Source organism: Klebsiella sp. ME-303 (genome assembly GCF_007910085.1).
Classification (GTDB): Bacteria; Pseudomonadota; Gammaproteobacteria; order Enterobacterales; family Enterobacteriaceae; genus Klebsiella; species Klebsiella michiganensis.
Genome location: NZ_VOJB01000086.1, coordinates 27,102 through 51,270 on the forward strand (window position 1 = coordinate 27,102; position 24,169 = coordinate 51,270).

Genomic DNA, 24,169 nt, shown 5'->3' on the forward strand with positions numbered 1-24,169 from the left:
TCACAAGTTATAGCCAATCTTTTTTTATTCTTTAATCATCAGTCCGCTTTCTGGCACGCTTAATCCATCACAACACTACATAAAGAGAGCGGTGCGATGAATAAGTGGGGCGTGGGGTTAACTCTGTTGCTGGCATCCGCCAGCGTTCTGGCAAAAGACATTCAACTATTAAACGTTTCTTACGATCCAACGCGCGAGCTGTACGAACAGTACAACAAAGCCTTTAGCGCGCACTGGAAACAAGAAACCGGCGACAACGTGGTGATTCGTCAGTCCCACGGCGGCTCCGGCAAACAGGCGACCTCGGTGATCAACGGCATTGAAGCCGACGTGGTGACCCTTGCGCTGGCCTATGACGTCGATGCGATTGCCGAACGTGGCCGAATCGACAAAAACTGGCTGAAGCGTCTGCCGGATAACTCCGCGCCGTACACCTCCACCATCGTGTTCCTCGTACGCAAAGGCAACCCGAAGCAGATTCACGACTGGAACGACCTGATTAAACCGGGCGTGTCGGTGATTACCCCGAACCCGAAAAGCTCCGGCGGCGCGCGCTGGAACTATCTGGCGGCATGGGGCTATGCCCTGCACCAGAACAATGGCGACCAGGCGAAGGCGCAAGAGTTCGTAAAAGCGCTGTTTAAGAACGTCGAGGTGCTGGATTCCGGCGCCCGTGGTGCGACCAACACCTTCGTGGAACGTGGGATCGGCGATGTGCTGATTGCCTGGGAAAACGAAGCCCTGCTGGCGACCAACGAACTGGGTAAAGACAAATTTGAGATCGTGACCCCGAGCGAATCGATTCTCGCCGAGCCGACGGTTTCCGTGGTGGATAAAGTGGTCGACAAGAAGGGCACTCGCCAGGTGGCGGAAGCGTATCTGAAGTACCTCTACTCGCCGGAAGGCCAGGAGATTGCGGCGAAGAACTTCTATCGCCCGCGCGATCCTGAGATAGCGAAAAAATACGCGAATGAGTTCCCGAAACTGAAGCTGTTCACCATCGATGATGTGTTTGGCGGCTGGACGAAAGCGCAGAAAGAGCACTTTTCCAACGGCGGCACCTTCGACCAGATAAACCAGCGTTAAATAGCCTTTCCTTATCCCCGCTTGCGCTGCGCTTAGCGGGGATACAACTCTTGTCGCCCGGACAGGCGTAAGCCGCGACCCGGGGCTGAGAAGTCTGGTAGCGCCGCCTCCGGGAAAACACACCGAACCTCTTCCTGTTTTCATTTGGTCATCAAACTGCGTTACTCTTCCGTTTCTGGCTGAGACAGGAAAAAATAATGCGAAGAGTACGATACCTTTTATTAGCGCTGCTGGTGGTCGTTGTGGCGGCGATGGCCGGCGGCTACTACTGGCTTCATTCCGGCAACCCTGATGCGTTGCGCAAAATTGTTCTGCAACAGTGCGTCCCCAATCAACAGCAGCACCAGAATCCCGCGCCCTGTGCGGAAGTGAACCTCAAGGGCGGCTATGTGCTGTTTAAAGACCGCAATGGCCCGCTGCAGTATCTGCTGATGCCGACTTACCGTATTAACGGCACCGAAAGTCCGCTGCTGCTTAATCCCCTGACGCCGAACTTCTTCTGGCAGGCCTGGCAGGGGCGCGAAATCATGAGCCAGCATCGTGGTTCCGCCGTATCGGATGACGCGGTCTCCTTGACCATCAACTCGCGCAGCGGACGCACGCAAAATCATTTCCATATCCATATCTCCTGCCTGCGTCCCGATGTCCGTACCCAGTTGGACAAGGACGCGCCCGCTATCAGCAGCCGCTGGTTGCCGCTGCCCGGTGGACTACTGGGCCACGAATATCTGGCGCGTCGGGTCACCGAAACGGAGCTGGCGCAGCGCAGCCCGTTCCTGATGCTGGCCGAAGAGGTGCCGGAAGCGCGTGAACATATGGGCCGTTTTGCGCTGGCGATGGCAAAGCAGAGCGATGGCTCGCTGGTGCTGCTGGCGACCGAGCGTAACCTGCTAACGCTTAATCGCGCATCGGCGGAAGAGATTCAGGATCACAGCTGCGCAATCCTGCAATAACCCCACCATATCTGGCGTTTACCTGTCTTATCGTCCGTCGTATTCTTGCTGAAAAAATCGACAGGAGACAGGTATGTCGCTCTGGTTGTCCCACCCTCTGTTCCTTCCTTCTATCATCGTCGGCATCACTATTCTCCTCTGGGCGACTTCGCTACTGCCGGAGTTTATGACCGCGCTGCTGTTTTTTGCCGCAGCGATGATCGCCAAAATCGCGCCGCCGGAGGTGATTTTCGGCGGCTTTGCCTCATCGGCGTTCTGGCTGGTGTTCAGCGGATTTGTGCTGGGGATCGCCATACGCAAAACCGGGCTGGCGGACAGAGCGGCCCGGTCGCTCTCGTCGCGGCTGACCGACTCCTGGCCGCTGATGGTCGGCAGCGTGGTGCTGCTCAGCTATGCGCTGGCGTTTGTGATGCCGTCCAATATGGGGCGTATCGCGCTGCTGATGCCGATTGTGGCGGCAATGGCCAGGCGTGCCGGCATTGAAGAGGGGACGCGCCCGTGGTTTGGCCTGGCGCTGGCGGTGGGGTTCGGGACCTTCCAGCTGTCTGCCACCATCCTGCCCGCCAACGTCCCGAATCTGGTGATGAGCGGCGCGGCGGAGGGATCGTATGGTATCCATTTGAATTATCTTCCCTATTTACTGCTGCATACGCCGGTGCTCGGCTGGCTCAAAGGGGCTGTGCTGATCGCCCTGATATGCTGGCTGTTTCCCGGAAAACCGCACCCGCCGCGCGACATGACGCCGCTGCCGCCGATGAGCCGCGATGAGAAGCGCCTGGCGTGGCTGCTGGTGGTAGTGCTGACGCTCTGGGTGACGGAGAGCTGGCACGGAGTGGGGCCGGCCTGGACGGGGCTGGCGGCGGCGGTGATAACGCTGCTGCCGCGGGTCGGTTTTATCAGCGGCGAGGAGTTTTCCAGCGGCGTGAATATCCGCACCTGTATTTACGTCGCCGGGATTTTGGGGCTGGCTATCACCGTGACGCAAACCGGTATCGGCGGCGTGGTGGGGAATGCCCTGCTGCAGATTATGCCGCTGGATAAAGAGAGTCCGTTCACCAGCTTTCTCGCATTGACCGGCATTACCAGCGCGCTGAACTTTATCATGACCGCTAACGGCGTACCGGCGCTGTATACCACCTTCGCGCAGAGCTTCTCCGATGCGACCGGCTTCCCGCTGCTGAGCGTGATTATGATTCAGGTGCTGGGATACTCCACGCCGCTGCTGCCGTATCAGGCATCACCGATTGTGGTGGCAATGGGGCTGGGGAAAGTGCCTGCAAGGGCGGGAATGCTGCTGTGTATTGCGCTGGCGGCGGTAAGCTATTTGATCCTGCTGCCGCTGGACTACCTGTGGTATCAGGCGTTGGGGAAACTGTAGGCTGCACCGCTCGGGGATTTCCCCGGGACCTGGCCGGGCAACCGGGCGATAACCCCGGTTGCAAAGCGCGACCGGGGAAAGGCCTTAAAGCGAATTACGCTTTTTTCGCGGCTTCTGCTGCTTTAACGATCACCGCGAAAGCGTCAGCTTTCAGGGATGCGCCGCCAACCAGCGCGCCGTCGATGTCCGGCTGGGTGAACAGCTCTGCTGCGTTGCCCGCGTTAACGGAACCGCCGTACTGGATGATCACTTGTTCAGCCACTTTCGCATCAGCTTTAGCGATGTGGTCGCGAATGAATTTGTGTACAGCCTGAGCCTGAGCCGGGGTAGCGGATTTGCCGGTACCGATCGCCCATACGGGCTCATAAGCGATAACTGCGCCTTCGAACGCCGCCGCGCCCTGGGTTTTCAGAACGGCGTCGATCTGACGCGCGCACACTTCTTCCGTTTTGCCCGCTTCGTTTTCCGCTTCGGTTTCACCGATGCACAGAACCGGGATCAGACCCTGCTCTTTCAGTACCGCGAATTTCCTGGCGATAAACTCGTCGGACTCTTTGTGGTAGGTACGGCGCTCGGAGTGGCCGATGATGATGTATTCAGCGCCGATGTCTTTCAGCATTTCGGCAGAGGTTTCGCCAGTGAACGCGCCGGACAGGTTCAGGTCAACGTTCTGCGCGCCCAGGTGAATGTGGCTGCCCGCAGCGGCTTGTTTAGCCAGGTCGATGTACATCTCAGGCGGAGCAATGGCAACTGCACAGCCGGTTACGCCAGCCAGTTCGGTACGCAGGTTCGCGACCAGTTCGTTTACCATGTGGCGGCTGCCGTTCAGTTTCCAGTTACCCATCACTAAAGGATGTCGCATTTTTATTCTCCACGCTTTAAAGCGAATTAAGGAATATAGCCGCCCCCGCGGGCAGCATGGTCTGTGAAACAGTATAGAGATTCATCACTGGAAAGGCTTTGCTTTTTGTCATTTATTGTTGTTTTCCAGCGTTTCAGATAGCGCCAGCTTAATCGGTTCAACAGCGAAGGTCAGCCCCTTTTCGCCGTTGTCCGCCACCACATAGCGCACAGCACCTTCCGTTTCGGAGAAGTAACGTTTGCCTTTTCCGGCGGTCAGCAGTTTCTGCAGCTTCTGCTGGCTTTGCGTCAGGCTGAGCGTGGGTACGAACGCGCGCATCACGGCGCTCATATACTCCTGGGCTCTCGCTTTCGCCGCTTTCTGCTGCGGCCCCTGAATCGGTAGCCAGGTGATCTGCATCGATTTAATTTTGAGCGTGCCGCGTTCAAGCGCGGTCGACGCGTAAAGGTTCTCATTGATCTTCGTGGCGGCGCGGGTCAGGTTTGCCTGGTCTTTGCTGGCGGCGACGGCGCGAAATTCATTGAGCGATAGCTTCGGGTTATCGTTGTTGAATTTTTCCCGAAACTCGCTGATGGAAATATCAAAGGCCGGCGCGCCGGAGAGAAGATAGGGCGCCGTAGCGCTGGCGTCTGACTCGGCGGACAACGCTTTTTGGCCGACGGATAATGCCGCCAGCCCAATTAAACATAAGGTTGCCCACTTCTTCATGCCCATCTTCCCTTTTTTTATCTGCTGACGATTAAAACGAGAACCGTCACGCTTGTCAAAAAGTCACGCCTTCAGGGTAAACTACGTCGGTGATGATGATAAGGAATAAAACATGACCCTACAGCAGTGGCTATTCTCAATTAAAGGGCGGATTGGACGTCGCGACTTCTGGATCTGGATCGCTATCTGGATAATGACCATGAGCGCGCTGTTCACGCTGGCCGGTAGTAACCTTCTCAATTTACAGACGGCGGCTTTTATTCTGGTGTGCCTGCTGTGGCCGACGGCGGCGGTGACCATTAAACGCCTGCACGATCGGGGTAAATCCGGGCTCTGGGCGCTGCTGATGATTCTGGCGTGGATGCTGCTGGCGGGCAACTGGTCGATGCTGCCTGGGGTCTGGCAGTGGGGCGTCGGGCGGTTTATACCGACGCTGATTATCGTCATGATGCTGATCGACCTGGGCGCGTTTGTCGGTACCCAGGGCGCGAATAAGTTTGGTAAAGAGACGCTGGACGTGCGCTGGAAAGCGGAATCCTGATTACCAGTAGTGTTCGGCGGTCATATGACCCGGCCGGCGACGCAGGTGCTTGCTCATCTGCCGGGTCTCTTTCAGCAGCTGCTGGGTGTCGCGCACCATCTGCGGGTTACCGCACAGCATGACGTGGCTGCTCTCGGCGTTCATCGGCAGGCCGACGGCCTCTTCCAGCGCGCCGGTTTCAATCAGGAACGGGATACGTCCCGTGAGCATGCCCGGCGCGGTTTCCCGGCTCACGACCGACTGGATGCGCAGTTTGCCCGCATAGCGCGCTTCCAGCGCCTGCATCTGCGGCAGATAGCTGAGGTCGGCGGCATAGCGCGCGGCGTGCACCAGTACCAGGTTTTTAAAGCGATCCAGGTCCTTCCCTTCTTCCAGAATTGACAGGTACGGGCCAATCGCTGTGCCGGTGGCGAGCATCCATAGCGTGTCGCAATCCGGCACCTCTTCCAGCACGAAGAAACCGGCGGCTTCGCTGACTACCTGGACTTCATCGCCCGGCTTCAGAGCCGCCAGCCGCGGGCTGAGCTTGCCCTCCGGAACCGTCACCAGATAGAACTCAAGATCGGGGTTGCTGGGGGCGTTGACGTAGGAATAGGCGCGCTGCACGCGTTCTCCGTCTACGTCCAGCCCCAGTTTGGCAAACTGCCCAGCGGTGAAGGGCGCAACCGGCGCGTGAACGGTGAGGCTAAACAGTGCATCAGTCCAGTTCTGTACTTTTACCACTTTGCCCGTAACCCAGTTTGCCATAGCGACTCTCCTCTCAATCCTGTTAACGTATCTTCACCGCGACGAGAGCAGATTTCCAGCCCGAAAAGGCTGGAAAGCTCTATTGATCAAATGTTTTTACAGGATGTGCAGCTGAATATCCGGGTCTTTGCGATCGAGATAATGAATCGATTGAATACGGCGGATAGTGCGGGATTTACCGCGGATCAGCAGGGTTTCGGTGGTGGCCATATTGCCTTTACGGGTGATACCGTCCAGCAGATCGCCCTTGGTGATGCCGGTTGCCGAGAAAACCACGTTGTCGCTGCGCGCCATATCGTCCAGGCGCAGCACTTTGCCTGCTTCAATGCCCATCGCCTGACAGCGTGCCAGCTCGTTTTCGCCGATGCGGCGGTTCTCTTCGCTGTCGCCCTTCACGTGGTGACGCGCCAGCAGACGGCCGTTCATATCGCCGTCCAGCGCGCGGATCACCGCAGCGGAAACGACGCCTTCCGGCGCGCCGCCGATACCGTACATGACGTCAACTTCGCTGTCCGGCATACAGGTCAGAATAGAGGCGGCAACGTCGCCGTCGGGGATGGCGAACACGCGCACGCCCAGCTTTTGCAGCTCAACAATGACGTCGTCATGGCGTGGCTTGGCTAAGATGGTGACCGTTAATTCACTCAGCGGCTTATTCAGCGCGCGGGCGATATTATGCAGGTTCTCCGCCAGCGGCAGGTTCAGATCGATGGTGCCCTTCGCTCCCGGGCCGACAATCAGCTTTTCCATGTACATATCCGGCGCATTCAGGAAACAGCCCTTATCGCCTACCGCCATGACCGCCAGCGCGTTCGCCTGGCCCATCGCCGTCATGCGGGTGCCTTCGATGGGATCGACGGCGATATCTACCGCATCGCCGTGGCCGGTACCGACGCGCTCGCCAATGTACAGCATCGGCGCTTCGTCGATTTCGCCTTCGCCAATCACGATAGTGCCGTCGATGTTGATCAGGTTGAGCATAATGCGCATGGCGTTGACGGCGGCGCCGTCGGCGGTATTTTTATCACCGCGGCCTAACCATTTGTAGCCTGCCAGCGCGGCGGCTTCGGTGACGCGCGAAAATTCGATGGCCAGTTCTCGTTTCATAATCCACTCATCTGAATAAAAATTATGCGCAGCGTGGCGAGATGATGTTCGCGCTACGCGTTGGAATAGCGTTCGGTTTCCGGCATCCAGCGCTCTATCAGCGCCTGTGCCTGCTGGGGATAGCGTTCGTGAATATGGCGGGCGATGCGCTGAACTTCCGGGATCATGGCCTGATCGCGCAATAAGTCCGCGACTTTAAATTCAGCGTTGCCGGTCTGACGGGTGCCGAGCAGCTCGCCGGGACCGCGAATTTCCAGGTCTTTTTGGGCGATGACGAAACCGTCATTGCTATCGCGCAGAACCTGCAGGCGCTTCTGGGCGGTTTTTGACAGCGGCGATTTATAGAGCAGCACGCAGTGGGAGGCTACCGCACCGCGCCCGACGCGCCCTCGGAGCTGGTGCAGCTGCGCCAGCCCCAGACGCTCCGGGTTTTCGATGATCATCAGGCTGGAGTTGGGCACGTCCACGCCGACTTCAATCACCGTGGTGGCGACCAGCAGATGCAGCTCGCCCTGCTTGAACGCGCTCATTACCGCCTGCTTCTCGGCGGATTTCATACGCCCGTGCACCAGGCCGATATTCAGCTCCGGCAGGGCGAGCTTCAGCTCTTCCCAGGTGGCTTCCGCCGCCTGAGCTTCCAGCAGATCCGACTCTTCAATCAGCGTACAAACCCAGTAGGCCTGGCGACCTTCGTGAGTGCAGGCGTGACGTACGCGGTCAATAATATCGCTGCGTCGCGTATCCGGAATGGCCACCGTCGTAACCGGCGTTCGGCCCGGCGGCAGTTCATCGATGACCGAGGTGTCGAGGTCGGCATATGCGGTCATCGCCAGGGTACGCGGAATCGGCGTGGCGGTCATAATCAGCTGGTGCGGGTGAAATCCCTGCTGTTGCCCTTTCTCCCACAGCGCCAGCCGCTGATGGACGCCAAAACGGTGCTGCTCGTCGATAATCACCAACGCGAGGCCGTTAAACTGGACCTGCTCCTGAAAGATGGCGTGGGTGCCGACAATCATCTGTACCTGTCCGCTGGCGATAGCCTCCTGCTGCGCCAGGCGCGCTTTGCCTTTTTGTTTGCCAGCCAGCCAGCCCACCTCAACGCCCAGCGGTTCGAACCAGCTGCGGAAGTTATTGGCGTGCTGTTCAGCCAGCAGCTCGGTCGGCGCCATCAGCGCCACCTGTTTGCCGTGGGCGATGGCGCGCAGGGCGGCAAGCGCGGCGACCAGGGTTTTACCGGAGCCCACGTCCCCCTGCACCAGACGCATCATCGGCACGTCCAGCGCCATATCGCGCTCGATTTCAGCCGTGACGCGCGCCTGCGCGCCGGTCGGCGTAAAGGGGAGGGAGGCCAGCAGCTTATCTTTTAGCGTGTCGTTAGCGCTGAGCGCGAGGGCGTGGTAGCGCTGGGCGCCTGCCCGCAGCGCCAGCATGCTGAGGTTATGCGCCAGCAGCTCTTCCAGGATTAAGCGCCGCTGAGCCGGATGTTTGCCGCTTTCCAGCTCGCTAAGCTGTAAAGAGGGCGGCGGGCGATGCAGCGTGCGCAAGGCGTCCGGCAGGCTCATCATCCCTTGCGCCAGCTCAGGCGGCAGCAGTTCGGCGATCGCGCAGGTTTCAAGCAGCTCCAGCGCCTGGTCGGTGAGCTTACGCAGCGTAGCCTGCTTGATGCCTTCGGTGGTGGGATATACCGGGGTCAGCGTTTCCTGTAAATCAGGGGTACTCATGTCGCCCTGAACCCGATATTCCGGATGGATCATCTCCGCCCCGTGCTTACCGCGCTTCGCCTCACCGTAGGCCAGCACGCGGCGCCCGATTGCCAGGCTATTTTTCATCGCCGCGCTGAAGTTAAAAAAGCGCATGGTGAGGATGCCGGAGCCGTCGCTTATCTGGCAGGTCATCATCCGGCGGCCGCCGAAAGTGATGTTGCAGTTGAGGACTTCGCCTTCAACGGTGGCGTAAACGCCGGGCAGCAGTTCGCCGATATGATACAGATGGGTGCGGTCTTCGTAGCGTAGCGGCAGGTGCAGAAGCAGATCCTGTACCGTATGCAGGCCGATTTTTGCCAGCTTACTGCTCTGGGCCGCGCCAACGCCCGTCAGGGAATTGAGCGGCACCGCATCCAGCAGACGGCCCTGCATGATTACTTCGCCGCCTGCATGGTGGCCCACCACGCGGCATCGGCTTCGACTTCGCCCTGCTCGTTGACGTGGGGGTAGGGGAGTCCCTTGCGTTTAGCGACCTTCGCCAGCACCGGATAGCCGCCTTCAAACAGCAGGCGCTGCTGGTCTTCTTCCGGCAGCATACTGTTCTCGCGCCGGTACATGCCGGCATTCTGCCGCTGGCGCTGGGCTTCGTAGAGGATAAGCGCTGAGGCGACGGAAACGTTCAGCGACTGCACCATGCCAATCATCGGAATGATGATGTCCTGGTCCGCCAGGTCTAACGCTTCCTGCGTAATGCCGGTTTTCTCCTGCCCCATCAGGATACAGGTGGGACGGGTATAGTCGATTTCACGGAAATCGACGGCGTTATCAGAGAGATGGGTCGCCAGGATCTGCATGCCCTGGCCTTTTAAATGCGTGACAGCCTCGCCAATAGTACGGTGGGTTTTGACCTGCACCCAGCTATTGCTGCCGGCGGCCGCGGAGGCCATGGTACGCATACGGCTACCTGGCCAGATGGCGTGCACTTCATGCACGCCAACGGCGTCTGCGGTACGAATGACCGCAGAGACGTTATGAGGCTTATGGACCTGCTCCATGCAGACTGTCAGGTCAGGCTGGCGCCTGGCGAGCATCTCGCAGATACGCGCATAACGCTGTAAATTCATGATACTTCCATCCTTCGAATGACTCTTTAATCGCTGCGGATTACGCGGCCCATTCCTGGGCCTTGCCCTTTACGGGGCCGCTGTAAGCAGCGTTCAAATCTGCTCCCGGCAGATTTGTCATTCGCTTGCCGCCTTGACGCAATTCGAATGATTTTGTGGAAGAGCTAGTTTCGGTTACGGGTGACTTTTATTACATCCGGCATGACGCGAATTTTGCGCATGATATTCGCCAGATGCACGCGGTCGCGCGCGGTAAGGCGAATAAAGGCGCTGTAAACGCGGCCATCTTTCTCTTCCGTATTCAGGCTTTGAATATTGGAAGAAGCGGTGTTGATCGCCGCGGTAAGATTTGCCAGGGCACCCTGATGGTTGAACATATCCACCTTGATTTCGGTGATAAATTCCTGCGCTGTCTCTTTGTCCCACTCGACCGCCATAAATTTCTCCGGCTCTTTCTGATAGCCGCGAATGTTACGACAGGACTCATGGTGAATAACCAGGCCTTTGCCCGGGCTGACGTGCGCGATAATCGGGTCGCCGGGGATCGGGCGGCAGCATTTGGCGAAGGTGATCAGCACGCCATCCGCGCCTTTAATCGGCAGATGATTATGGCCGACAGGCGCTGGCTGTACAGGCACGGCGGTGGTTTCACCCTGCTGCAGGTTTTTTGCTACCACGACGCTCATGGCGTTGCCGAGGCCGATTTCGGCCAGCAGATCGTCAAGCGTGGTCAGCTTCATGCGCTCAAGTTCACGCTGAATGTTCTCTCGCGGGATCTCGGCCAGCTTGCGGCTACCGCCGAGGGCGTGATTGAGCAGGCGGCGCCCGAGGCTTACGGAGTCGTCGCGCTTAAGATTTTTCAGCAGCTGGCGAATTTTGGCGCGCGCTTTCGAGCTGACGACAAAGTTCAGCCATGCGGCGTTCGGACGTGCGCCCGGCGCGGTGATGATTTCCACCGTCTGGCCGCTGGAGAGCGACTGCGACAGCGGATACGGCTGGCGGTCGACGCGGGCGCCGACGCAGGCATGGCCGATGTCGGTATGCACCGCGTAGGCGAAATCCACCGGCGTCGCGCCGGCGGGCAGTTCGACAATGCGCCCTTCCGGGGTGAAAACGTAAATCTCATCCGGGAACAGATCGGATTTCACGCTCTCAATAAATTCAAATGAACTACCGGCGCTCTGCTGGAGCTCCAGCAGGCTCTGCATCCAGCGCTGGGCGCGGATTTGCGCCGTGGTGCTGCTCTCGCCGCCGTGCTCTTTATAAGCCCAGTGCGCCGCCACCCCCATTTCCGCCATCTGGTCCATGTCTTCGGTACGAATTTGTACCTCAACCGGGACGCCGTGCGGGCCGATCATCGAGGTGTGCAAAGATTGATAGCCGTTCGCCTTTGGAATGGCAATATAGTCTTTGACGCGACCCGGACGCGGCTTATAAAGGCTGTGCATCTGGCCAAGCACGCGATAGCAGGTGTCGGAATCATGGACAATCACGCGGAAAGCGTAGATATCCATAATCGAGTGAAAGCGCTGCTCTTTGAGCACCATCTTGCAGTAGATGGAGTACAAATGCTTTTCGCGACCGCTAACGCGACAGGGAATTCCCGCTTCCTGCAGGCGCCCTTCGATTTCGGAGAGGATCTTTTGAATCATCTCTTTACGGTTGCCGCGCGCCGCTTTAACCACCTCTTTAATGACGCGGTAGCGGTTAGGATACAGCGCCTCAAAGCCCAGCTCTTCGAGCTCGGTTTTGATGTGATGGATACCTAAACGGTGCGCCAGAGGGCTGTAGATTTCCAGCGTTTCGCGGGCGATGCGGCGGCGCTTATCCGGGCGCAATGAGCCCAGCGTGCGCATGTTATGGGTGCGGTCAGCGAGCTTGATAAGGATGACGCGGATATCCTGCACCATCGCCATAATCATTTTGCGAAAGTTTTCAGCCTGGGCCTCTTTCTTGTCGCGAAACTTAAGCTTATCAAGTTTTGACACCCCCTCTACCAGTTCAGCAACGCTTTTACCGAAAAGCTGCTCCATGTCCTGGTAGGTGGCGGGGGTATCTTCTATCACGTCGTGCAGCAGAGCGGCCATCAGCGTTTCATGGTCGAGTTTCATCTCGGCCAGGATACAGGCTACCGCTACCGGGTGCGTGATATAGGGTTCACCGCTTGAACGTGTCTGGCCCTCGTGAGCGTCACGTGCAACGAGATAAGCCTGCCGAAGACGTTTAATTTGCTCTTCGGGCAGGTAGTTTTGAATCAGCTGATTCAGGCTTTCAAACAGATACAAGGGCGACCCGCAGTGTGATTAACGACGACCTTCAGCAATAGCGGTAACGGCTTGTAATTCAGCGGCTTCCTGCTCTTGCTGTTCCTGGCGCTCACGAACGTCGAGGATCTTGTTGTTGATCAGACCTTCTTCGATTTCGCGCAGTGCGATAACGGTAGTTTTATCGTTTTCTTCCGGTACCAGCGGATCCTTTCCGCCTACCTGCATCTGACGAGCGCGACGCGCGGCGACCAGTACCAGGTCAAAACGGTTACCAATTTTCTCTACAGCGTCCTGAACAGTTACGCGTGCCATACTTAAAATGCTCCACAGGTGAAGAAATGACTGGGCATGATACTGAATGTGGGTTCAGTCTGCCAACAGTTTGGTGATTAAAGCGCCATGTCGCTGCTTTTGGCGGCTCATGCGCAGACGTTCGGCGCGAATAATAATTTTCAGATCGCTCAGCGCGGTATCAAAATCATCATTCACAATCAGGTAATCATACTCCGCGTAATGGCTCATTTCTGCAACTGCCTGCGCCATACGTTTTGCGATAACCTCTTCGCTGTCCTGACCGCGGCCGCGCAGGCGACGATCAAGCTCATCTTTTGACGGCGGCAGGATAAAAATGCTGCGCGCGCCGGGCATTCTGTTGCGGATTTGCTGCGCGCCCTGCCAGTCGATATCAAGGAAGACGTCGACGCCGGTCGCCAGTACCTGCTCGATAGCTTCGCGCGAGGTGCCGTAATAGTTGCCAAAGACTTCTGCATGTTCAAGAAAAGCGTCTTCGCCAATCATCGTCCTGAATTCGTCGTGATTCACAAAGAAATAGTGTTCACCGTGCACTTCACCCGGGCGCGGAGCGCGCGTGGTATGCGAAACAGAAACCTGAGAGTCGTATAACGGTTGGGTTTTTAATAAAGCCTGAATCAGGCTGGATTTACCCGCGCCGCTAGGGGCGGAAACAATATAAAGCGTGCCTTGAGCCATGAGTGTCTTTTGTATGTGGTGGTCGAAATAGAGCTTACATACGAGCCTATTATACACGGCGGCGCAGCGTGACGCAGTCCCTGTCACACTTTTTGCGTTCTTTCTTTCATTTTGCTTGCTGTTTTCCTGATTTCTCCGTGCGTTGCAGAAACAACGCAGAAAAGCCGGAAGCATGCTCGCAGCGTTAAAAATCCCCTCTCGCCGATGAAAATAAGCCTGCGGCACAATTGCCGACGAGAAAACAGGAGGGCATCGCGATGCAAAAAGGAGTCTGGGCGCTGGTGCTGTGGATGCTGGTGGGATACGGGCAGGCAGCCTGCCCCGCGTGGCCGCAGGCCAGGGCCGATCGGGAGATTGAACGTCTCAGCCAGCAGATAACGGAATGGAAAAACGCCTACTGGCAGCAGGGGAGCAGTACGGTAAGCGATGAGGTCTATGATCAGCTTGCGGAGCGGCTGGCTTATTGGCGGCGCTGCTTCACCGGCGAGGCTCCCGCTCACGATGCGTCTCCTCCCCTAAAAGGGGAGGCCAGACATCCGGTGGCGCACACCGGCGTGCGTAAACTGGCAAATCAAGCCGACGTGGCGCGCTGGATGCGCGGTCAATCCGGCCTGTGGGTACAGCCTAAAGTCGATGGCGTCGCGGTCACGCTCGTGTATCGGCAGGGGCGTCTGACCCAGGCGATAAGCCGGGGTAATGGCCTGGCCGGGGAAGACTGGACGGCCAGGGTCTTGCAGATCCCCTCCGTGCCTAAAGTCTCTGACGGCGTACTGGCGAATAGCGTTCTACAGGGTGAGCTGTTCCTGCTCCGCGAGGGGCACGTGCAAAAACAGATGGGCGGCATGAACGCGCGGGCAAAAGTTGCCGGCATGATGATGCGCCAGCAGGCTGCGGCGGATCTTAATCAGCTGGGTCTCTTTATCTGGGCATGGCCCGATGGGCCGCAGGATATGAAACAGCGGCTGGCGCTGCTGCGGCAGGGCGGCTTTCTTTACAGCGCGCTTTTTTCGCACCCTGTCGCGGATGCGCAGCAGGTTCAACAGTGGCGCCAGCGCTGGTTCACTTCACCGCTGCCTTTTGCCAGCGATGGCGTCGTAGTGCGGCGGGAAAAAGCATCTCCCGGACGCTTCTGGGTTCCGGGTCAGGGCGATTGGGTCATCGCCTGGAAATACCCGCCCGCCTCACGCGTCATGGAGGTTCGCCGTATCAGCTTTAGCATTGGGCGCAGCGGTAAAATAGCCGTGGTGGCGCATCTGGAGCCGCAGATGCTGGACGATAAGCGCGTGCAGCGGGTGAGCGTCGGTTCGGTATCCCGCTGGTACAATCTGGATATCGGTATTGGCGACCAGCTGCAAATCAGCCTTGCCGGGCAGGGGATACCGCGCATCGATTCGGTCGTCTGGCGCACGGCTCAGCGTAATAAACCCCAGCCACCGGCGGCGCGTTTCAATGCCTTAACCTGCTATTTTGCCACGCCCGAGTGTGCGGAACAGTTTCTTTCGCGGCTGGTCTGGCTCTCATCCCGATCGGTTCTTGATATTGACGGCGTGGGAGAAGCACTATGGCGGTCCCTGCATGACGCGCGCAGCATGGAGCATCTCTTTTCATGGTTGGCGTTTACGCCGGAGCGGCTGCAAGCTATACCGGGGGTCTCAACGCAGCGCGGGCAGAGGCTGTGGCACCAGTTCAATCTTGCGCGCGAACGGCCTTTTCTGCGCTGGATCCAGGCGATGGGAGTCCCTATACCGAAGACGGCGTTTGCCCGGCTGAAGGAGGATGACTGGCAACGGATGCAGGAGCGAAACGAAGAGCAGTGGCGGCGCCTGCCGGGGATCGGGGCGGAAAGAGCGCGGCAGCTGGTGACGTTCTTACATCACCCGGATGTTGCCGCACTGGCGAAGTGGCTAAGCGGGCAACGCGTTCCGGGATTCTGAAAGCATTAATGTGCGCTATGGTTGTAGTTAAATACCGGCAGGCCCAGCTTCCAGCGCAGCGCCAGCATGCGGGCGGTAAAGCCGAACAGCAGGGTGGAGATCACCACCACATCGTGGTTGCTGACGTAATGCTGAAGCGCGATGTATAAAATCGCGGCGGCGAATGACACCCCGGCGTAAAGCTCTTTCTGGAACACCAGCGGGATACGCTTGCAGAACATATCGCGCAGCACGCCGCCAAAGACGCCGGTGATCACGGCGGCAATGGAGGCGATGACCGGGCCCTGGCCCATATCCAGCGCGATCTGGGCGCCAATGATAGAGAACACGATCAGGCCGAGCGCATCAAGCACCAGAAACAGACGGCGCAGATGCGGCATCACTGGCGCGGCAATCGTGGTCAGGACCGCAGCAATGGCGACAATAATGACGTACTCGGGGTGCTGCACCCAGCCCAGAGGATAGTGGCCGAGCAGAATATCGCGCACTGAACCGCCTCCGAGGGCCGTCGCGGTGGCAATGATAATGACGCCAAACGTATCCATACGGCGGCGCCCGGCAGCCAGCGCGCCGGTCATGGCTTCCGCCGTAATCCCAATCAGATAAAGAATATGAAGCAGCATAAATCCCCCACGGTGATGGCGGAAGGTTAACGATTTGTGCGCAAGATCACGATTGAGATTTTCTAAAGTGAATGAATTTAACCTGATTAAACTAATGCACGATCGGTTTAAATCGGCTGAATTTAACGGTTCATTTGTCATTTATTCATTTTTAGTGATTATAAAAAGTAATGTGAAAGCCGTCGATGCGTATCGATATTGAAAACGCGATGAATACCTGTTGTTTAACTCTCGACCTTTATCCTTTTATTTTCCTCCTTCAGGGCCTGAGAAAATGACTGCAGCAGCTGGCAATAAAAACTATCTCACCCGCCTGATTGCCGTTGTGCTGACGGGGCTGCTTGCCGGCCTCTCAGGCATGGTTCTGGCGCTGATTTTACATGCGATTCAGCACCTGGCCTTTGGCTACAGCCCCGGGCAGATCATGAGCGCGGAGTCATTTCTACAGGGCGTCACGGATTCATCCTGGCCTCGTCGCTTCTCGGCAATCGTCGCGGGGGGAGCCATCGCAGGATTCGGCTGGTGGCTCCTTGGACGCTATGGGCAGAAGCGAGTCTCAATAGCGTCAGCGGTGGCGAATCCTTCGGTGGCAATGCCTGCGGGTACCACAACGATTCATGCCCTGTTGCAGATCGTCACCGTGGCGCTGGGCTCTCCGCTTGGCCGCGAGGTGGCTCCGCGGGAAATGGGCGCGCTGGGGGCAGGGATGGTGGCGCGTAAGCTGGGACTGATGGCGGATGAAACCCGAACGCTGGTTGCCTGCGGCGCCGGTGCGGGCCTGGCGGCGGTGTATAACGTTCCGCTGGCCGGTGCGTTATTCAGCCTTGAGGTAATGCTGCTGTCGTTTAGCTGGGAAAAAACGCTGGCGGCGATTATCACCTCGGCGATTGCCGCGTGGACGGCAACGCTCGGGTTAGGCGAGGAATCGCAATACCATTTTACTTCCGACATCCTGCCGCATTCATTTCTCTGGTGGGCGATCATCGCCGGCCCCATTCTTGGCGCCGGGGCCTGGCTCTTTCGCAAAGCGACCAGCACGGCCCGCTCGGGCGTTCGAAGCAACTGGCAGATGCCGGTTTTCTGTCTGCTGGCGTTTTCCCTGCTTGCCGTCCTCAGCCTCTATTTCCCCCAGCTTCCGGGAAACGGTAAAGGGCCTATGCAGCTGGCTCTCAGCGATGACCTGGGTTTCCCCGGGGCGGCGATGCTGCTGGCGCTGAAAATGGTGGTGATTCTGGCGGTGCTGCGCGGCGGCGCGGAGGGCGGCCTGCTGACGCCGGGGCTGGCGGTCGGCGGCCTGACCAGCCTGCTGCTGTGTATGCTCTGGCAACAGCTGCTTCCCGGCGGAGATTACGGCAGTTTTGCTCTCGTCGGCGCGGCGGCGTTTCTCGCTGCATCCATGCAGATGCCGCTCACGGCGGTCGCGCTGGTGATGGAGTTCACCCACATGGATCACAGCTATCTGGCCCCCACGCTGCTGTGCGCCGCAGGGGCATTTTTAACCTGCCGGATATTGGATAAGAACTACGCCTTCTGAAACGCAGCGAAAATAAAAGGCCATGATTTACCATGGCCTTTTGTCCGTGCGTGGGTTGGCGAGCGAAAAACCGTTACTCTATGTTCTGGATCTGCTCGCGCATTTGTTCGATCAGCACTTTCAGCTCAATGGCGGAGTTCGTCACTTCGGCATTGATTGATTTAGACGCCAGGGTGTTCGACTCGCGGTTGAACTCCTGCATCATAAAGTCGAGGCGACGACCGACCGCTTCTTTCTTCTTCAGGATATTCCACGTCTCTTTCACGTGCGCTTCCAGACGATCCAGCTCTTCGGCGACGTCTATACGCTGCGCCATCAGCACCAGCTCCTGCTCGAGGCGGTTGTTTTCCAGCTGCACTTCCGCATCTTCCAGCTTGGCAACCAGACGTTCGCGCTGCCACTGCAAAATTTCCGGCATATGGGCACGTACTTTAGCCACCTCGGCCGTCACGCCGTCGAGACGCTGTTCGATCAGCGCTTTCAGCGCCTGTCCTTCGGTTTCGCGGGCGATGATAAAGTCATCCAGCGCACCGTTTAACGCGCCCAGAATTTCGGCGGCAATGGCGTCCAGATCCTGTTCATGGGCCGACATCACGCCAGGCCAGCGCAGAATATCTACCGGATTGATTTCGCCTTCGTCGCTCTGCATTTTGACCCAGTTGGCGGCGTTAACCAGCTGCTTTGCCAGTTTTTCGTTAAGGATCAGCTCACCCTGCGCGCTCGGGTCCTGCTCAAAACGCAGGGTACATTCGACTTTACCGCGGGTCAGACGGGAGCGAATACGTTCACGCACCACGGGCTCCAGGCTACGGAACTGCTCCGGCAGGCGGAAGTAGGTTTCCAGATATCGTTGGTTTACCGAGCGCAGTTCCCACGCGGCGCTACCCCATTCACCCTTGATTTCACGCCGGGCGTAGGCGGTCATACTGCGGATCATAGACGTTCCTGTTTTTAAAGGAGAGTGGGGTGGATTATAGCTTTCGAGGCCTTATCAGGATAGGAATAAGCGCGCATTATCCGTATAATGCGCAGCCACATTCGTTTCAAGCCGGAGAACATCATGCGTCCAGCAGGCCGTAGCGCTAATCAAGTGCGCCCAGTAACCCTGACCCGTAACTACACAAAACACGCAGAAGGCTCCGTGCTGGTCGAATTTGGTGACACGAAAGTATTGTGCACCGCTTCTATTGATGAAGGCGTGCCGCGCTTTCTGAAAGGCCAGGGCCAGGGGTGGATCACCGCCGAATACGGCATGCTGCCGCGTTCTACCCATACGCGTAACGCGCGTGAAGCCGCAAAAGGTAAGCAGGGCGGACGCACCATGGAAATCCAGCGCCTGATCGCGCGTGCGCTGCGCGCGGCGGTTGACCTGAAAGCGCTGGGTGAGTTCACCATCACTCTGGACTGCGATGTGCTGCAGGCAGACGGCGGCACCCGTACCGCGTCTATCACCGGAGCCTGCGTGGCGCTGGCCGATGCGCTGAATAAGCTGGTCGCGGCCGGTAAGCTGAAAACCAACCCGATGAAAGGAATGGTGGCGGCGGTCTCCGTGGGCATCGTGAATGGCGAAGCGATTTGCGATCTGGAATACGTTGAAGATTCCGCGGCGGAAACCGATATGAACGTGGTGATGACCGAAGATGGCCGCATCATTGAGGTGCAGGGTACGGCGGAAGGCGAGCCGTTCACCCATGAAGAACTCCTCACCCTGCTGGCATTGGCCCGGGGGGGTATCGAATCTATTGTCACGACGCAGAAAGCGGCGTTGCAAAACTAGTTTTTAAGGCGACTGAGAAGTCGCCTTTTTTTTGTCCGTAGAAAAGTAAGATGAGGAGCGAATCCATGAAACCGTATCAGCGCCAGTTTATTGAGTTTGCGCTTAACAAGCAGGTACTTAAGTTTGGCGAGTTTACGCTGAAATCCGGGCGCAAGAGTCCCTATTTCTTCAACGCCGGCCTGTTTAATACCGGGCGCGATCTGGCACTGTTAGGCCGTTTTTATGCCGAAGCGCTGGTGGATTCCGGGATTGATTTTGACCTGCTGTTTGGCCCGGCCTATAAAGGCATCCCTATCGCCACGACCACGGCGGTCGCGCTGGCGGAACATCATGACCGCGATCTGCCTTACTGCTTTAACCGCAAAGAGGCAAAGACCCACGGCGAGGGTGGAAATCTGGTGGGGAGCGCGCTGCAGGGCCGCGTCATGCTGGTGGATGATGTTATTACCGCAGGCACCGCGATTCGGGAATCGATGGAAATTATTCAGGCCAACGGCGCTGAGCTGGCCGGCGTACTGATCTCTCTGGATCGTCAGGAACGCGGACGCGGCGAAATCTCCGCGATTCAGGAAGTTGAGCGCGACTACGGCTGTAAAGTAATTTCCATCGTGACGCTGAAAGACCTGATTAGCTATCTGGAAGAGAAGCCGGAAATGGCTGAACACCTGACTGCCGTTCGCGCCTATCGCGAAGCGTACGGCGTATAAACATCTGCCCGGCGGGCAACGGTCTGTCGGGTCGATTGCTGGCAAAACGGCCAGCCGCGGCGAGAAGAGCGCCTGGGTATCAATGCGGATAATGCCGGGAATTCCTGCGGGAAGAGATGCAGCCCTTCGGGCTGCACAGAGACCGGCGAGAATTATTTCAGCTGGGCGGCGACCAGCGGCCAGCGGGCGTCAAAATCGTCCGTCGGGCGATATTTAAACTCGCTGCGCACAAAGCGCGATAGCATCCCTTCGCAGAATGCCAACAGCTGGCTGGCCAGCAGGGCTTCATCGACGGTATAGCCTTCGCCTTCGCGCATTTTCTTTTCACGCAACACCTGACGCAGCTGAACTTCAATGCGCTCGAACAGCTGATTGATGCGGTCCTGAAGCCGGTCCTGTTCAAACATCAGCGCATGGCCGGTCAGAATTCTTGTCAGCCCAGGATTACGCTCGCCAAACCCAAGAATCAACAGCACAATCAGACGCAGGCGCGCTGAGGTGTCTTTTTCATCTTTTAAAATCAAATTGATGCGCGTAATCAGGCTGTCTTCGATAAATTCAATCAGGCTGTCAAACATGCGGGTCTTGCTCGGGAAGTGCCGATACAGAGCCGCTTCGGATACGCCAACGGACGCCGCCAGTTTCGCTGTGGTAATGCGCTGACTTCCATCGCTGGATTCAAGCATTAGCGCCAGAGATTGAAGTATTTCTTCGCGACGATTCCTTTTCGCAGTTTGTTTTTCTGCCATGTTTTAAAATACCCCTGAAAAAAAGCACTTGTCAGGCAGGCACCCACAAAGCGACCGCAAGCTGTTGCCTGCGGTGATGTTATTGCATTAGTGCGCTTTGCGATGCTGGTTCCACTTCATCCTTCAGGCAGCCCTTTTGCCGGCAGCGCCCCGAAAGAGTTTTGTCTATCGCCGGGCTTATTGACGCCCTGAGTGACCGAAGCCGCCTTCGCCGCGATCGGTGGCGTCAAAATCTTCCACCAGGTTAAATTCTGCCTGCACAACGGGCACAAACACCATTTGCGCGATACGCTCGCCGGGTTCGATGCTGAAGCTCTGCTGGCTGCGGTTCCAGACGGAAACCATCAGCTGGCCCTGATAGTCAGAATCAATCAGACCGACCAGGTTACCCAGTACGACGCCGTGCTTATGGCCCAGTCCGGAGCGCGGCAGAATCACCGCCGCCAGAGAGGGATCGGCAATATGAATCGCCAGGCCGGTTGGCACGAGGGTCGTTGCGCCAGGAGCCAGCTCTACGGCGTCATCGAGACAGGCTCGCAGGTCAAGTCCGGCGGAGCCGGAGGTGGCATAGGTCGGCAGCGGAAATTGCTGACCAACACGCGGGTCCAGAATCTTAACGTCGATTTTTTTCATCATAACGGGTAACGATCTCGTCGAGTAATAATTGGCCCAGGAGTTCCTTGCGCTCAAGTGGTAAGCGCTTATCTCCCTCCTGCCAGAAAAGGTGTAATGCATTGCTGTCGCTGTTAAATCCCTGATTTGGCTGAGAAACATCATTGGCGCAAATCAGATCAAGATTTTTGCGGGCTCGCTTTTGCCGTGCGTATTCTTCCACATTATTTGTTTCGGCGGCAAACCCAACGACGTAAGGGCGGTTGGCCTTAAGCGCGGCGACCCCTGCGACGATATCCGGATTTTTAACCATTTTCAGGGTTAATTCATCACCTTGTTTTTTGATTTTTTCTTCGGCGATGGCGACCGCACGGTAGTCAGCGACCGCCGCACAACCAATAAAAATATGCTGCTGAGGCGCGCTGTTTTGCACCGCGGCTTCCATTTCCAGCGCGGTGGTGACATCAATTCTGTGTACAAACGGCGGCGTAGGCAGCGAAACCGGGCCGCTCACCAGCGTGACGTTCGCCCCGCGGCGCGCGGCGGCGGCGGCAATCGCGAAGCCCATCTTACCAGAACTGTGATTGGTGATATAACGCACCGGATCCAGCGGCTCGCGGGTGGGGCCCGCGGTAATCATGATGTTCAGATGTTGCAAATCTTTGACAGGCGAGAAATGCTGCGCGGCCATATCCACAATGGTCAGCGGGTCCAGCATCCGCCCCGGGCCAACATCGCCGCAGGCCTGGCTGCCGCTGTCCGGGCCCCAGACCAGCAGACCGCGGGCGGCAATGACGTCCAGATTATGCTGAGTGGCGGCGGCGCGATACATCTGCTGATTCATGGCGGGCACGACGGCGACCGGCGACGGCGTAGCGAGACAAATCGTCGAAACGAGATCGTTGGCCATCCCTGCCGCGACGCGAGCGATTAGGTCGGCGGTGGCGGGGGCAAGAATGACCAGGTCGGCCCATTTCCCCAGCTCAATATGGCCCATCGCCGCTTCGGCGGCCGGGTCGAGCAGGCTGTCGGAAACCGGATAACCGGATACCGCCTGTAGACTTAATGGCGTAATGAAGGCTTTTGCGGCTTCCGTCATGGCGACGCGGACATCCGCGCCGCGGTCACGCAGGCGGCGCACCAGTTCCGGCGTTTTATAGGCAGCAATGCCGCCGCTCACGCCAAGAACGATCTTTTTACCAGCCAGACTCATCATGATTTTTTCCTGTTGCGGTACACCAGAATTCGCGCATCTTATCACAATCCTGACGGCATCGTGTGCCTCGCGGAGATACACTTTGCGAGGCGCTACGCAGGGATAAAACTTGCATCTCGGCGGCGCAAAAAGGCTGTGCCAGGATAGCGCGCAGTGGGAAGGAGATGCCGCGATGGAAATACAAGAATCCCTCATGCCGAGGGAAAAGATGCAGCGCTACGGTATCGAAGTTTTGTCGGATATTGAGCTGTTGGCGCTATTTTTACGTACCGGTACCCGCACGCAGGACGTGATGACATTTTCGCGGGAGCTGCTACAGCGTTTTGGCTCGCTGTACGGCCTGCTATCGGCGGAAGAGTCGCAGTTTGCTGAGGTGGAAGGCATTGGTCTGGCGAAATATGCGCAGCTAAAAGGGATTGCTGAACTGGCGCGACGCTATTTTAGCCTGCGAATGACGGAAGAACCCTCGCTGGTTACCCCGTCGATGACGCGGGAATTTCTGCAAAGCCAGCTGGCCGACGAAGAGCGTGAGATCTTCATGGTGATCTTTTTAGATAATCAGAACCGGGTATTGAAACATAGCCGCCTTTTTTCTGGTACTCTTAGCCACGTTGAGGTGCATCCGCGAGAAATCGTACGCGAAGCCATCAAAGTGAACGCCGCCGCGGTGATCCTGGCACATAATCATCCATCCGGTAGTCCTGAGCCGAGCAAGGCCGACAGGTTGATTACCGAAAGAGTGATAAAATGTTGTCGATTCATGGATATACGTGTGCTGGATCACCTTGTTATTGGCCGCGGAGCGTACGTATCTTTTGCTGAACGCGGCTGGATTTAGCCCCGATCGCGCGATCCATCGGGATCTTTGTCTGTTCGGGACTTGAGCACATCGCCGAGTCAGCGTATACTACGCCACCTTTGAGAATCTCGGGTTTGGCATTTGGGCCTGGCAATCGAGAGTTCGCTTAGAACTGCGATGACCGGGCTGTAAAGCCTGACGAGGCGCCAATACCCCATACGAAGCTCGAGCTAATTTGATTTTTGGAGAATAGACATGTCCCGAGTCTGCCAAGTTACTGGCAAGCGTCCGGTGACCGGTAACAACCGTTCCCACGCACTGAACGCGACTAAACGCCGTTTCCTGCCGAACCTGCACTCTCACCGTTTCTGGGTTGAGAGCGAGAAGCGTTTTGTCACCCTGCGCGTATCTGCTAAAGGTATGCGTGTTATTGATAAGAAAGGCATCGATACAGTTCTGTCCGAACTGCGTGCCCGTGGCGAAAAGTACTAAGTACTTAGAGGAAATAAGTCATGGCTAAAGGTATTCGTGAGAAAATCAAGCTGGTTTCTTCTGCTGGTACTGGTCACTTCTATACCACCACGAAGAACAAACGTACTAAGCCGGAAAAACTGGAACTGAAAAAGTTCGATCCAGTTGTCCGTCAGCACGTTTTATACAAAGAAGCTAAAATCAAATAATTTTAGATTCCTTGTAAAGAAAAACCCCGCCTCGGCGGGGTTTTTTGTTATCAAGACTACGCTACCGTCTAC

Annotated in this window: 25 protein-coding genes; 11 read left to right on the top strand and 14 right to left on the bottom strand. The window is 57.4% G+C overall.

Annotated features, from left to right (window positions below; all coding sequences use genetic code 11):
• Nucleotides 1-96: 96 nt before the first annotated feature.
• The 3 genes from FQK12_RS18090 to FQK12_RS18100 all read left to right on the top strand — a co-directional run bounded on the left by FQK12_RS18090 (nucleotide 97) and on the right by FQK12_RS18100 (nucleotide 3,417).
• A complete protein-coding gene (locus FQK12_RS18090; protein WP_004126718.1) occupies nucleotides 97-1,086 on the top strand; it encodes a sulfate ABC transporter substrate-binding protein in 990 nt (329 codons plus the stop codon).
• A gap of 197 nt (nucleotides 1,087-1,283) precedes the next feature.
• Nucleotides 1,284-2,039: a CDP-diacylglycerol diphosphatase gene (locus FQK12_RS18095; protein ID WP_009652756.1), complete on the top strand. Its 756-nt coding sequence runs from the start codon at nucleotides 1,284-1,286 to the stop codon at nucleotides 2,037-2,039.
• A gap of 73 nt (nucleotides 2,040-2,112) precedes the next feature.
• Nucleotides 2,113-3,417 carry an SLC13 family permease gene (locus tag FQK12_RS18100; RefSeq protein ID WP_014227261.1) on the top strand — a complete coding sequence of 435 codons (1,305 nt, stop codon included), beginning with the start codon at nucleotides 2,113-2,115 and terminating at the stop codon, nucleotides 3,415-3,417.
• Between the two features lie 94 nt (nucleotides 3,418-3,511).
• Here the strand turns inward: FQK12_RS18100 and tpiA are convergent, their stop codons facing one another.
• Nucleotides 3,512-4,279 (bottom strand): triose-phosphate isomerase, encoded by a 768-nt coding sequence (gene tpiA / locus FQK12_RS18105; protein WP_004855521.1) that lies wholly within the window; start codon nucleotides 4,277-4,279, stop codon nucleotides 3,512-3,514.
• A gap of 108 nt (nucleotides 4,280-4,387) precedes the next feature.
• Entirely contained in the window at nucleotides 4,388-4,987 is a 600-nt protein-coding gene (locus tag FQK12_RS18110; protein WP_004855520.1) for a DUF1454 family protein, read from the bottom strand.
• Nucleotides 4,988-5,099: 112 nt separating this feature from the next.
• On the opposite strand from FQK12_RS18110, the gene FQK12_RS18115 reads away from it, so the two are divergent.
• The gene (locus tag FQK12_RS18115) at nucleotides 5,100-5,528 is read left to right on the top strand and encodes a DUF805 domain-containing protein (RefSeq protein WP_004126694.1); all 429 of its coding nucleotides are present in this window, start codon (nucleotides 5,100-5,102) and stop codon (nucleotides 5,526-5,528) included.
• Here FQK12_RS18115 and fpr read toward each other — a convergent pair whose 3' ends face one another.
• The 7 genes from fpr to gmk form a co-directional block, all read right to left on the bottom strand.
• Nucleotides 5,529-6,275 (bottom strand): ferredoxin--NADP(+) reductase, encoded by a 747-nt coding sequence (gene fpr / locus FQK12_RS18120; protein ID WP_014227260.1) that lies wholly within the window; start codon nucleotides 6,273-6,275, stop codon nucleotides 5,529-5,531.
• Nucleotides 6,276-6,371: 96 nt separating this feature from the next.
• Nucleotides 6,372-7,382, bottom strand: coding sequence for a class II fructose-bisphosphatase (gene glpX, locus FQK12_RS18125; protein WP_014227259.1), 1,011 nt, complete (start codon nucleotides 7,380-7,382; stop codon nucleotides 6,372-6,374).
• Between the two features lie 53 nt (nucleotides 7,383-7,435).
• Nucleotides 7,436-9,517 carry an ATP-dependent DNA helicase RecG gene (gene recG / locus FQK12_RS18130; RefSeq protein ID WP_014227258.1) on the bottom strand — a complete coding sequence of 694 codons (2,082 nt, stop codon included), beginning with the start codon at nucleotides 9,515-9,517 and terminating at the stop codon, nucleotides 7,436-7,438.
• A 2-nt stretch (nucleotides 9,518-9,519) separates the two neighbouring features.
• A complete protein-coding gene (gene trmH, locus FQK12_RS18135) occupies nucleotides 9,520-10,209 on the bottom strand; it encodes a tRNA (guanosine(18)-2'-O)-methyltransferase TrmH (protein WP_004855515.1) in 690 nt (229 codons plus the stop codon).
• A gap of 164 nt (nucleotides 10,210-10,373) precedes the next feature.
• Nucleotides 10,374-12,494, bottom strand: a complete 2,121-nt coding sequence (gene spoT / locus FQK12_RS18140) for a bifunctional GTP diphosphokinase/guanosine-3',5'-bis pyrophosphate 3'-pyrophosphohydrolase (RefSeq protein WP_014227257.1) — start codon at nucleotides 12,492-12,494, stop codon at nucleotides 10,374-10,376.
• Nucleotides 12,495-12,512: 18 nt separating this feature from the next.
• Entirely contained in the window at nucleotides 12,513-12,788 is a 276-nt protein-coding gene (rpoZ, locus tag FQK12_RS18145) for a DNA-directed RNA polymerase subunit omega (protein WP_004106927.1), read from the bottom strand.
• A gap of 54 nt (nucleotides 12,789-12,842) precedes the next feature.
• A complete protein-coding gene (gene gmk, locus FQK12_RS18150; RefSeq protein ID WP_004106926.1) occupies nucleotides 12,843-13,466 on the bottom strand; it encodes a guanylate kinase in 624 nt (207 codons plus the stop codon).
• 257 nt (nucleotides 13,467-13,723) lie between these two features.
• On the opposite strand from gmk, the gene ligB reads away from it, so the two are divergent.
• Nucleotides 13,724-15,400 (top strand): NAD-dependent DNA ligase LigB, encoded by a 1,677-nt coding sequence (ligB, locus tag FQK12_RS18160; protein WP_014227256.1) that lies wholly within the window; start codon nucleotides 13,724-13,726, stop codon nucleotides 15,398-15,400.
• 5 nt (nucleotides 15,401-15,405) lie between these two features.
• On the opposite strand, the gene FQK12_RS18165 is transcribed toward ligB, so the two are convergent.
• The gene (locus FQK12_RS18165; RefSeq protein ID WP_014227255.1) at nucleotides 15,406-16,023 is read right to left on the bottom strand and encodes a trimeric intracellular cation channel family protein; all 618 of its coding nucleotides are present in this window, start codon (nucleotides 16,021-16,023) and stop codon (nucleotides 15,406-15,408) included.
• Nucleotides 16,024-16,297: 274 nt separating this feature from the next.
• Between FQK12_RS18165 and FQK12_RS18170 the strand changes: the two genes are divergently transcribed.
• Complete coding sequence (locus FQK12_RS18170; RefSeq protein ID WP_014227253.1) at nucleotides 16,298-17,557, top strand: chloride channel protein; 1,260 nt, start codon at nucleotides 16,298-16,300, stop codon at nucleotides 17,555-17,557.
• Nucleotides 17,558-17,630: 73 nt separating this feature from the next.
• On the opposite strand, the gene FQK12_RS18175 is transcribed toward FQK12_RS18170, so the two are convergent.
• Nucleotides 17,631-18,494 (bottom strand): YicC/YloC family endoribonuclease, encoded by an 864-nt coding sequence (locus tag FQK12_RS18175; protein ID WP_004855510.1) that lies wholly within the window; start codon nucleotides 18,492-18,494, stop codon nucleotides 17,631-17,633.
• A 123-nt stretch (nucleotides 18,495-18,617) separates the two neighbouring features.
• Here FQK12_RS18175 and rph point away from each other — a divergent pair, with 123 nt between their 5' ends.
• Nucleotides 18,618-19,334 (top strand): ribonuclease PH, encoded by a 717-nt coding sequence (gene rph / locus FQK12_RS18180; RefSeq protein WP_004106921.1) that lies wholly within the window; start codon nucleotides 18,618-18,620, stop codon nucleotides 19,332-19,334.
• Between the two features lie 65 nt (nucleotides 19,335-19,399).
• Complete coding sequence (gene pyrE / locus FQK12_RS18185; protein WP_004855508.1) at nucleotides 19,400-20,041, top strand: orotate phosphoribosyltransferase; 642 nt, start codon at nucleotides 19,400-19,402, stop codon at nucleotides 20,039-20,041.
• A gap of 152 nt (nucleotides 20,042-20,193) precedes the next feature.
• Here the strand turns inward: pyrE and slmA are convergent, their stop codons facing one another.
• From slmA to coaBC, 3 genes are all read right to left on the bottom strand, one after another.
• Entirely contained in the window at nucleotides 20,194-20,790 is a 597-nt protein-coding gene (slmA, locus tag FQK12_RS18190) for a nucleoid occlusion factor SlmA (protein WP_004855507.1), read from the bottom strand.
• A gap of 177 nt (nucleotides 20,791-20,967) precedes the next feature.
• A complete protein-coding gene (dut, locus tag FQK12_RS18195) occupies nucleotides 20,968-21,426 on the bottom strand; it encodes a dUTP diphosphatase (RefSeq protein ID WP_004855506.1) in 459 nt (152 codons plus the stop codon).
• Nucleotides 21,404-22,615 (bottom strand): bifunctional phosphopantothenoylcysteine decarboxylase/phosphopantothenate--cysteine ligase CoaBC, encoded by a 1,212-nt coding sequence (coaBC, locus tag FQK12_RS18200; protein WP_014227252.1) that lies wholly within the window; start codon nucleotides 22,613-22,615, stop codon nucleotides 21,404-21,406. Before coaBC ends, dut begins: the two co-directional genes overlap by 23 nt.
• 175 nt (nucleotides 22,616-22,790) lie before the next feature.
• Here coaBC and radC point away from each other — a divergent pair, with 175 nt between their 5' ends.
• The 3 genes from radC to rpmG all read left to right on the top strand — a co-directional run bounded on the left by radC (nucleotide 22,791) and on the right by rpmG (nucleotide 24,097).
• Nucleotides 22,791-23,456, top strand: a complete 666-nt coding sequence (radC, locus tag FQK12_RS18205) for a RadC family protein (protein WP_004126657.1) — start codon at nucleotides 22,791-22,793, stop codon at nucleotides 23,454-23,456.
• A 216-nt stretch (nucleotides 23,457-23,672) separates the two neighbouring features.
• Complete coding sequence (rpmB, locus tag FQK12_RS18210) at nucleotides 23,673-23,909, top strand: 50S ribosomal protein L28 (protein ID WP_002436699.1); 237 nt, start codon at nucleotides 23,673-23,675, stop codon at nucleotides 23,907-23,909.
• A gap of 20 nt (nucleotides 23,910-23,929) precedes the next feature.
• The gene (rpmG, locus tag FQK12_RS18215; protein WP_003024094.1) at nucleotides 23,930-24,097 is read left to right on the top strand and encodes a 50S ribosomal protein L33; all 168 of its coding nucleotides are present in this window, start codon (nucleotides 23,930-23,932) and stop codon (nucleotides 24,095-24,097) included.
• Nucleotides 24,098-24,169 lie beyond the last annotated feature (72 nt).

Bases quoted from the DNA above. Each gene is read 5' to 3' on its own strand.
- FQK12_RS18090 (WP_004126718.1), top strand. From the start codon at position 97: ATGAATAAGTGGGGCGTGGGGTTAACTCTGTTGCTGGCATCCGCCAGC.
- FQK12_RS18095 (WP_009652756.1), top strand. From the start codon at position 1,284: ATGCGAAGAGTACGATACCTTTTATTAGCGCTGCTGGTGGTCGTTGTG.
- FQK12_RS18100 (WP_014227261.1), top strand. From the start codon at position 2,113: ATGTCGCTCTGGTTGTCCCACCCTCTGTTCCTTCCTTCTATCATCGTC.
- tpiA (WP_004855521.1), bottom strand. From the start codon at position 4,279: ATGCGACATCCTTTAGTGATGGGTAACTGGAAACTGAACGGCAGCCGC.
- FQK12_RS18110 (WP_004855520.1), bottom strand. From the start codon at position 4,987: ATGAAGAAGTGGGCAACCTTATGTTTAATTGGGCTGGCGGCATTATCC.
- FQK12_RS18115 (WP_004126694.1), top strand. From the start codon at position 5,100: ATGACCCTACAGCAGTGGCTATTCTCAATTAAAGGGCGGATTGGACGT.
- fpr (WP_014227260.1), bottom strand. From the start codon at position 6,275: ATGGCAAACTGGGTTACGGGCAAAGTGGTAAAAGTACAGAACTGGACT.
- glpX (WP_014227259.1), bottom strand. From the start codon at position 7,382: ATGAAACGAGAACTGGCCATCGAATTTTCGCGCGTCACCGAAGCCGCC.
- recG (WP_014227258.1), bottom strand. From the start codon at position 9,517: ATGCAGGGCCGTCTGCTGGATGCGGTGCCGCTCAATTCCCTGACGGGC.
- trmH (WP_004855515.1), bottom strand. From the start codon at position 10,209: ATGAATTTACAGCGTTATGCGCGTATCTGCGAGATGCTCGCCAGGCGC.
- rpoZ (WP_004106927.1), bottom strand. From the start codon at position 12,788: ATGGCACGCGTAACTGTTCAGGACGCTGTAGAGAAAATTGGTAACCGT.
- gmk (WP_004106926.1), bottom strand. From the start codon at position 13,466: ATGGCTCAAGGCACGCTTTATATTGTTTCCGCCCCTAGCGGCGCGGGT.
- ligB (WP_014227256.1), top strand. From the start codon at position 13,724: ATGCAAAAAGGAGTCTGGGCGCTGGTGCTGTGGATGCTGGTGGGATAC.
- FQK12_RS18165 (WP_014227255.1), bottom strand. From the start codon at position 16,023: ATGCTGCTTCATATTCTTTATCTGATTGGGATTACGGCGGAAGCCATG.
- FQK12_RS18170 (WP_014227253.1), top strand. From the start codon at position 16,298: ATGACTGCAGCAGCTGGCAATAAAAACTATCTCACCCGCCTGATTGCC.
- FQK12_RS18175 (WP_004855510.1), bottom strand. From the start codon at position 18,494: ATGATCCGCAGTATGACCGCCTACGCCCGGCGTGAAATCAAGGGTGAA.
- rph (WP_004106921.1), top strand. From the start codon at position 18,618: ATGCGTCCAGCAGGCCGTAGCGCTAATCAAGTGCGCCCAGTAACCCTG.
- pyrE (WP_004855508.1), top strand. From the start codon at position 19,400: ATGAAACCGTATCAGCGCCAGTTTATTGAGTTTGCGCTTAACAAGCAG.
- slmA (WP_004855507.1), bottom strand. From the start codon at position 20,790: ATGGCAGAAAAACAAACTGCGAAAAGGAATCGTCGCGAAGAAATACTT.
- dut (WP_004855506.1), bottom strand. From the start codon at position 21,426: ATGATGAAAAAAATCGACGTTAAGATTCTGGACCCGCGTGTTGGTCAG.
- coaBC (WP_014227252.1), bottom strand. From the start codon at position 22,615: ATGAGTCTGGCTGGTAAAAAGATCGTTCTTGGCGTGAGCGGCGGCATT.
- radC (WP_004126657.1), top strand. From the start codon at position 22,791: ATGGAAATACAAGAATCCCTCATGCCGAGGGAAAAGATGCAGCGCTAC.
- rpmB (WP_002436699.1), top strand. From the start codon at position 23,673: ATGTCCCGAGTCTGCCAAGTTACTGGCAAGCGTCCGGTGACCGGTAAC.
- rpmG (WP_003024094.1), top strand. From the start codon at position 23,930: ATGGCTAAAGGTATTCGTGAGAAAATCAAGCTGGTTTCTTCTGCTGGT.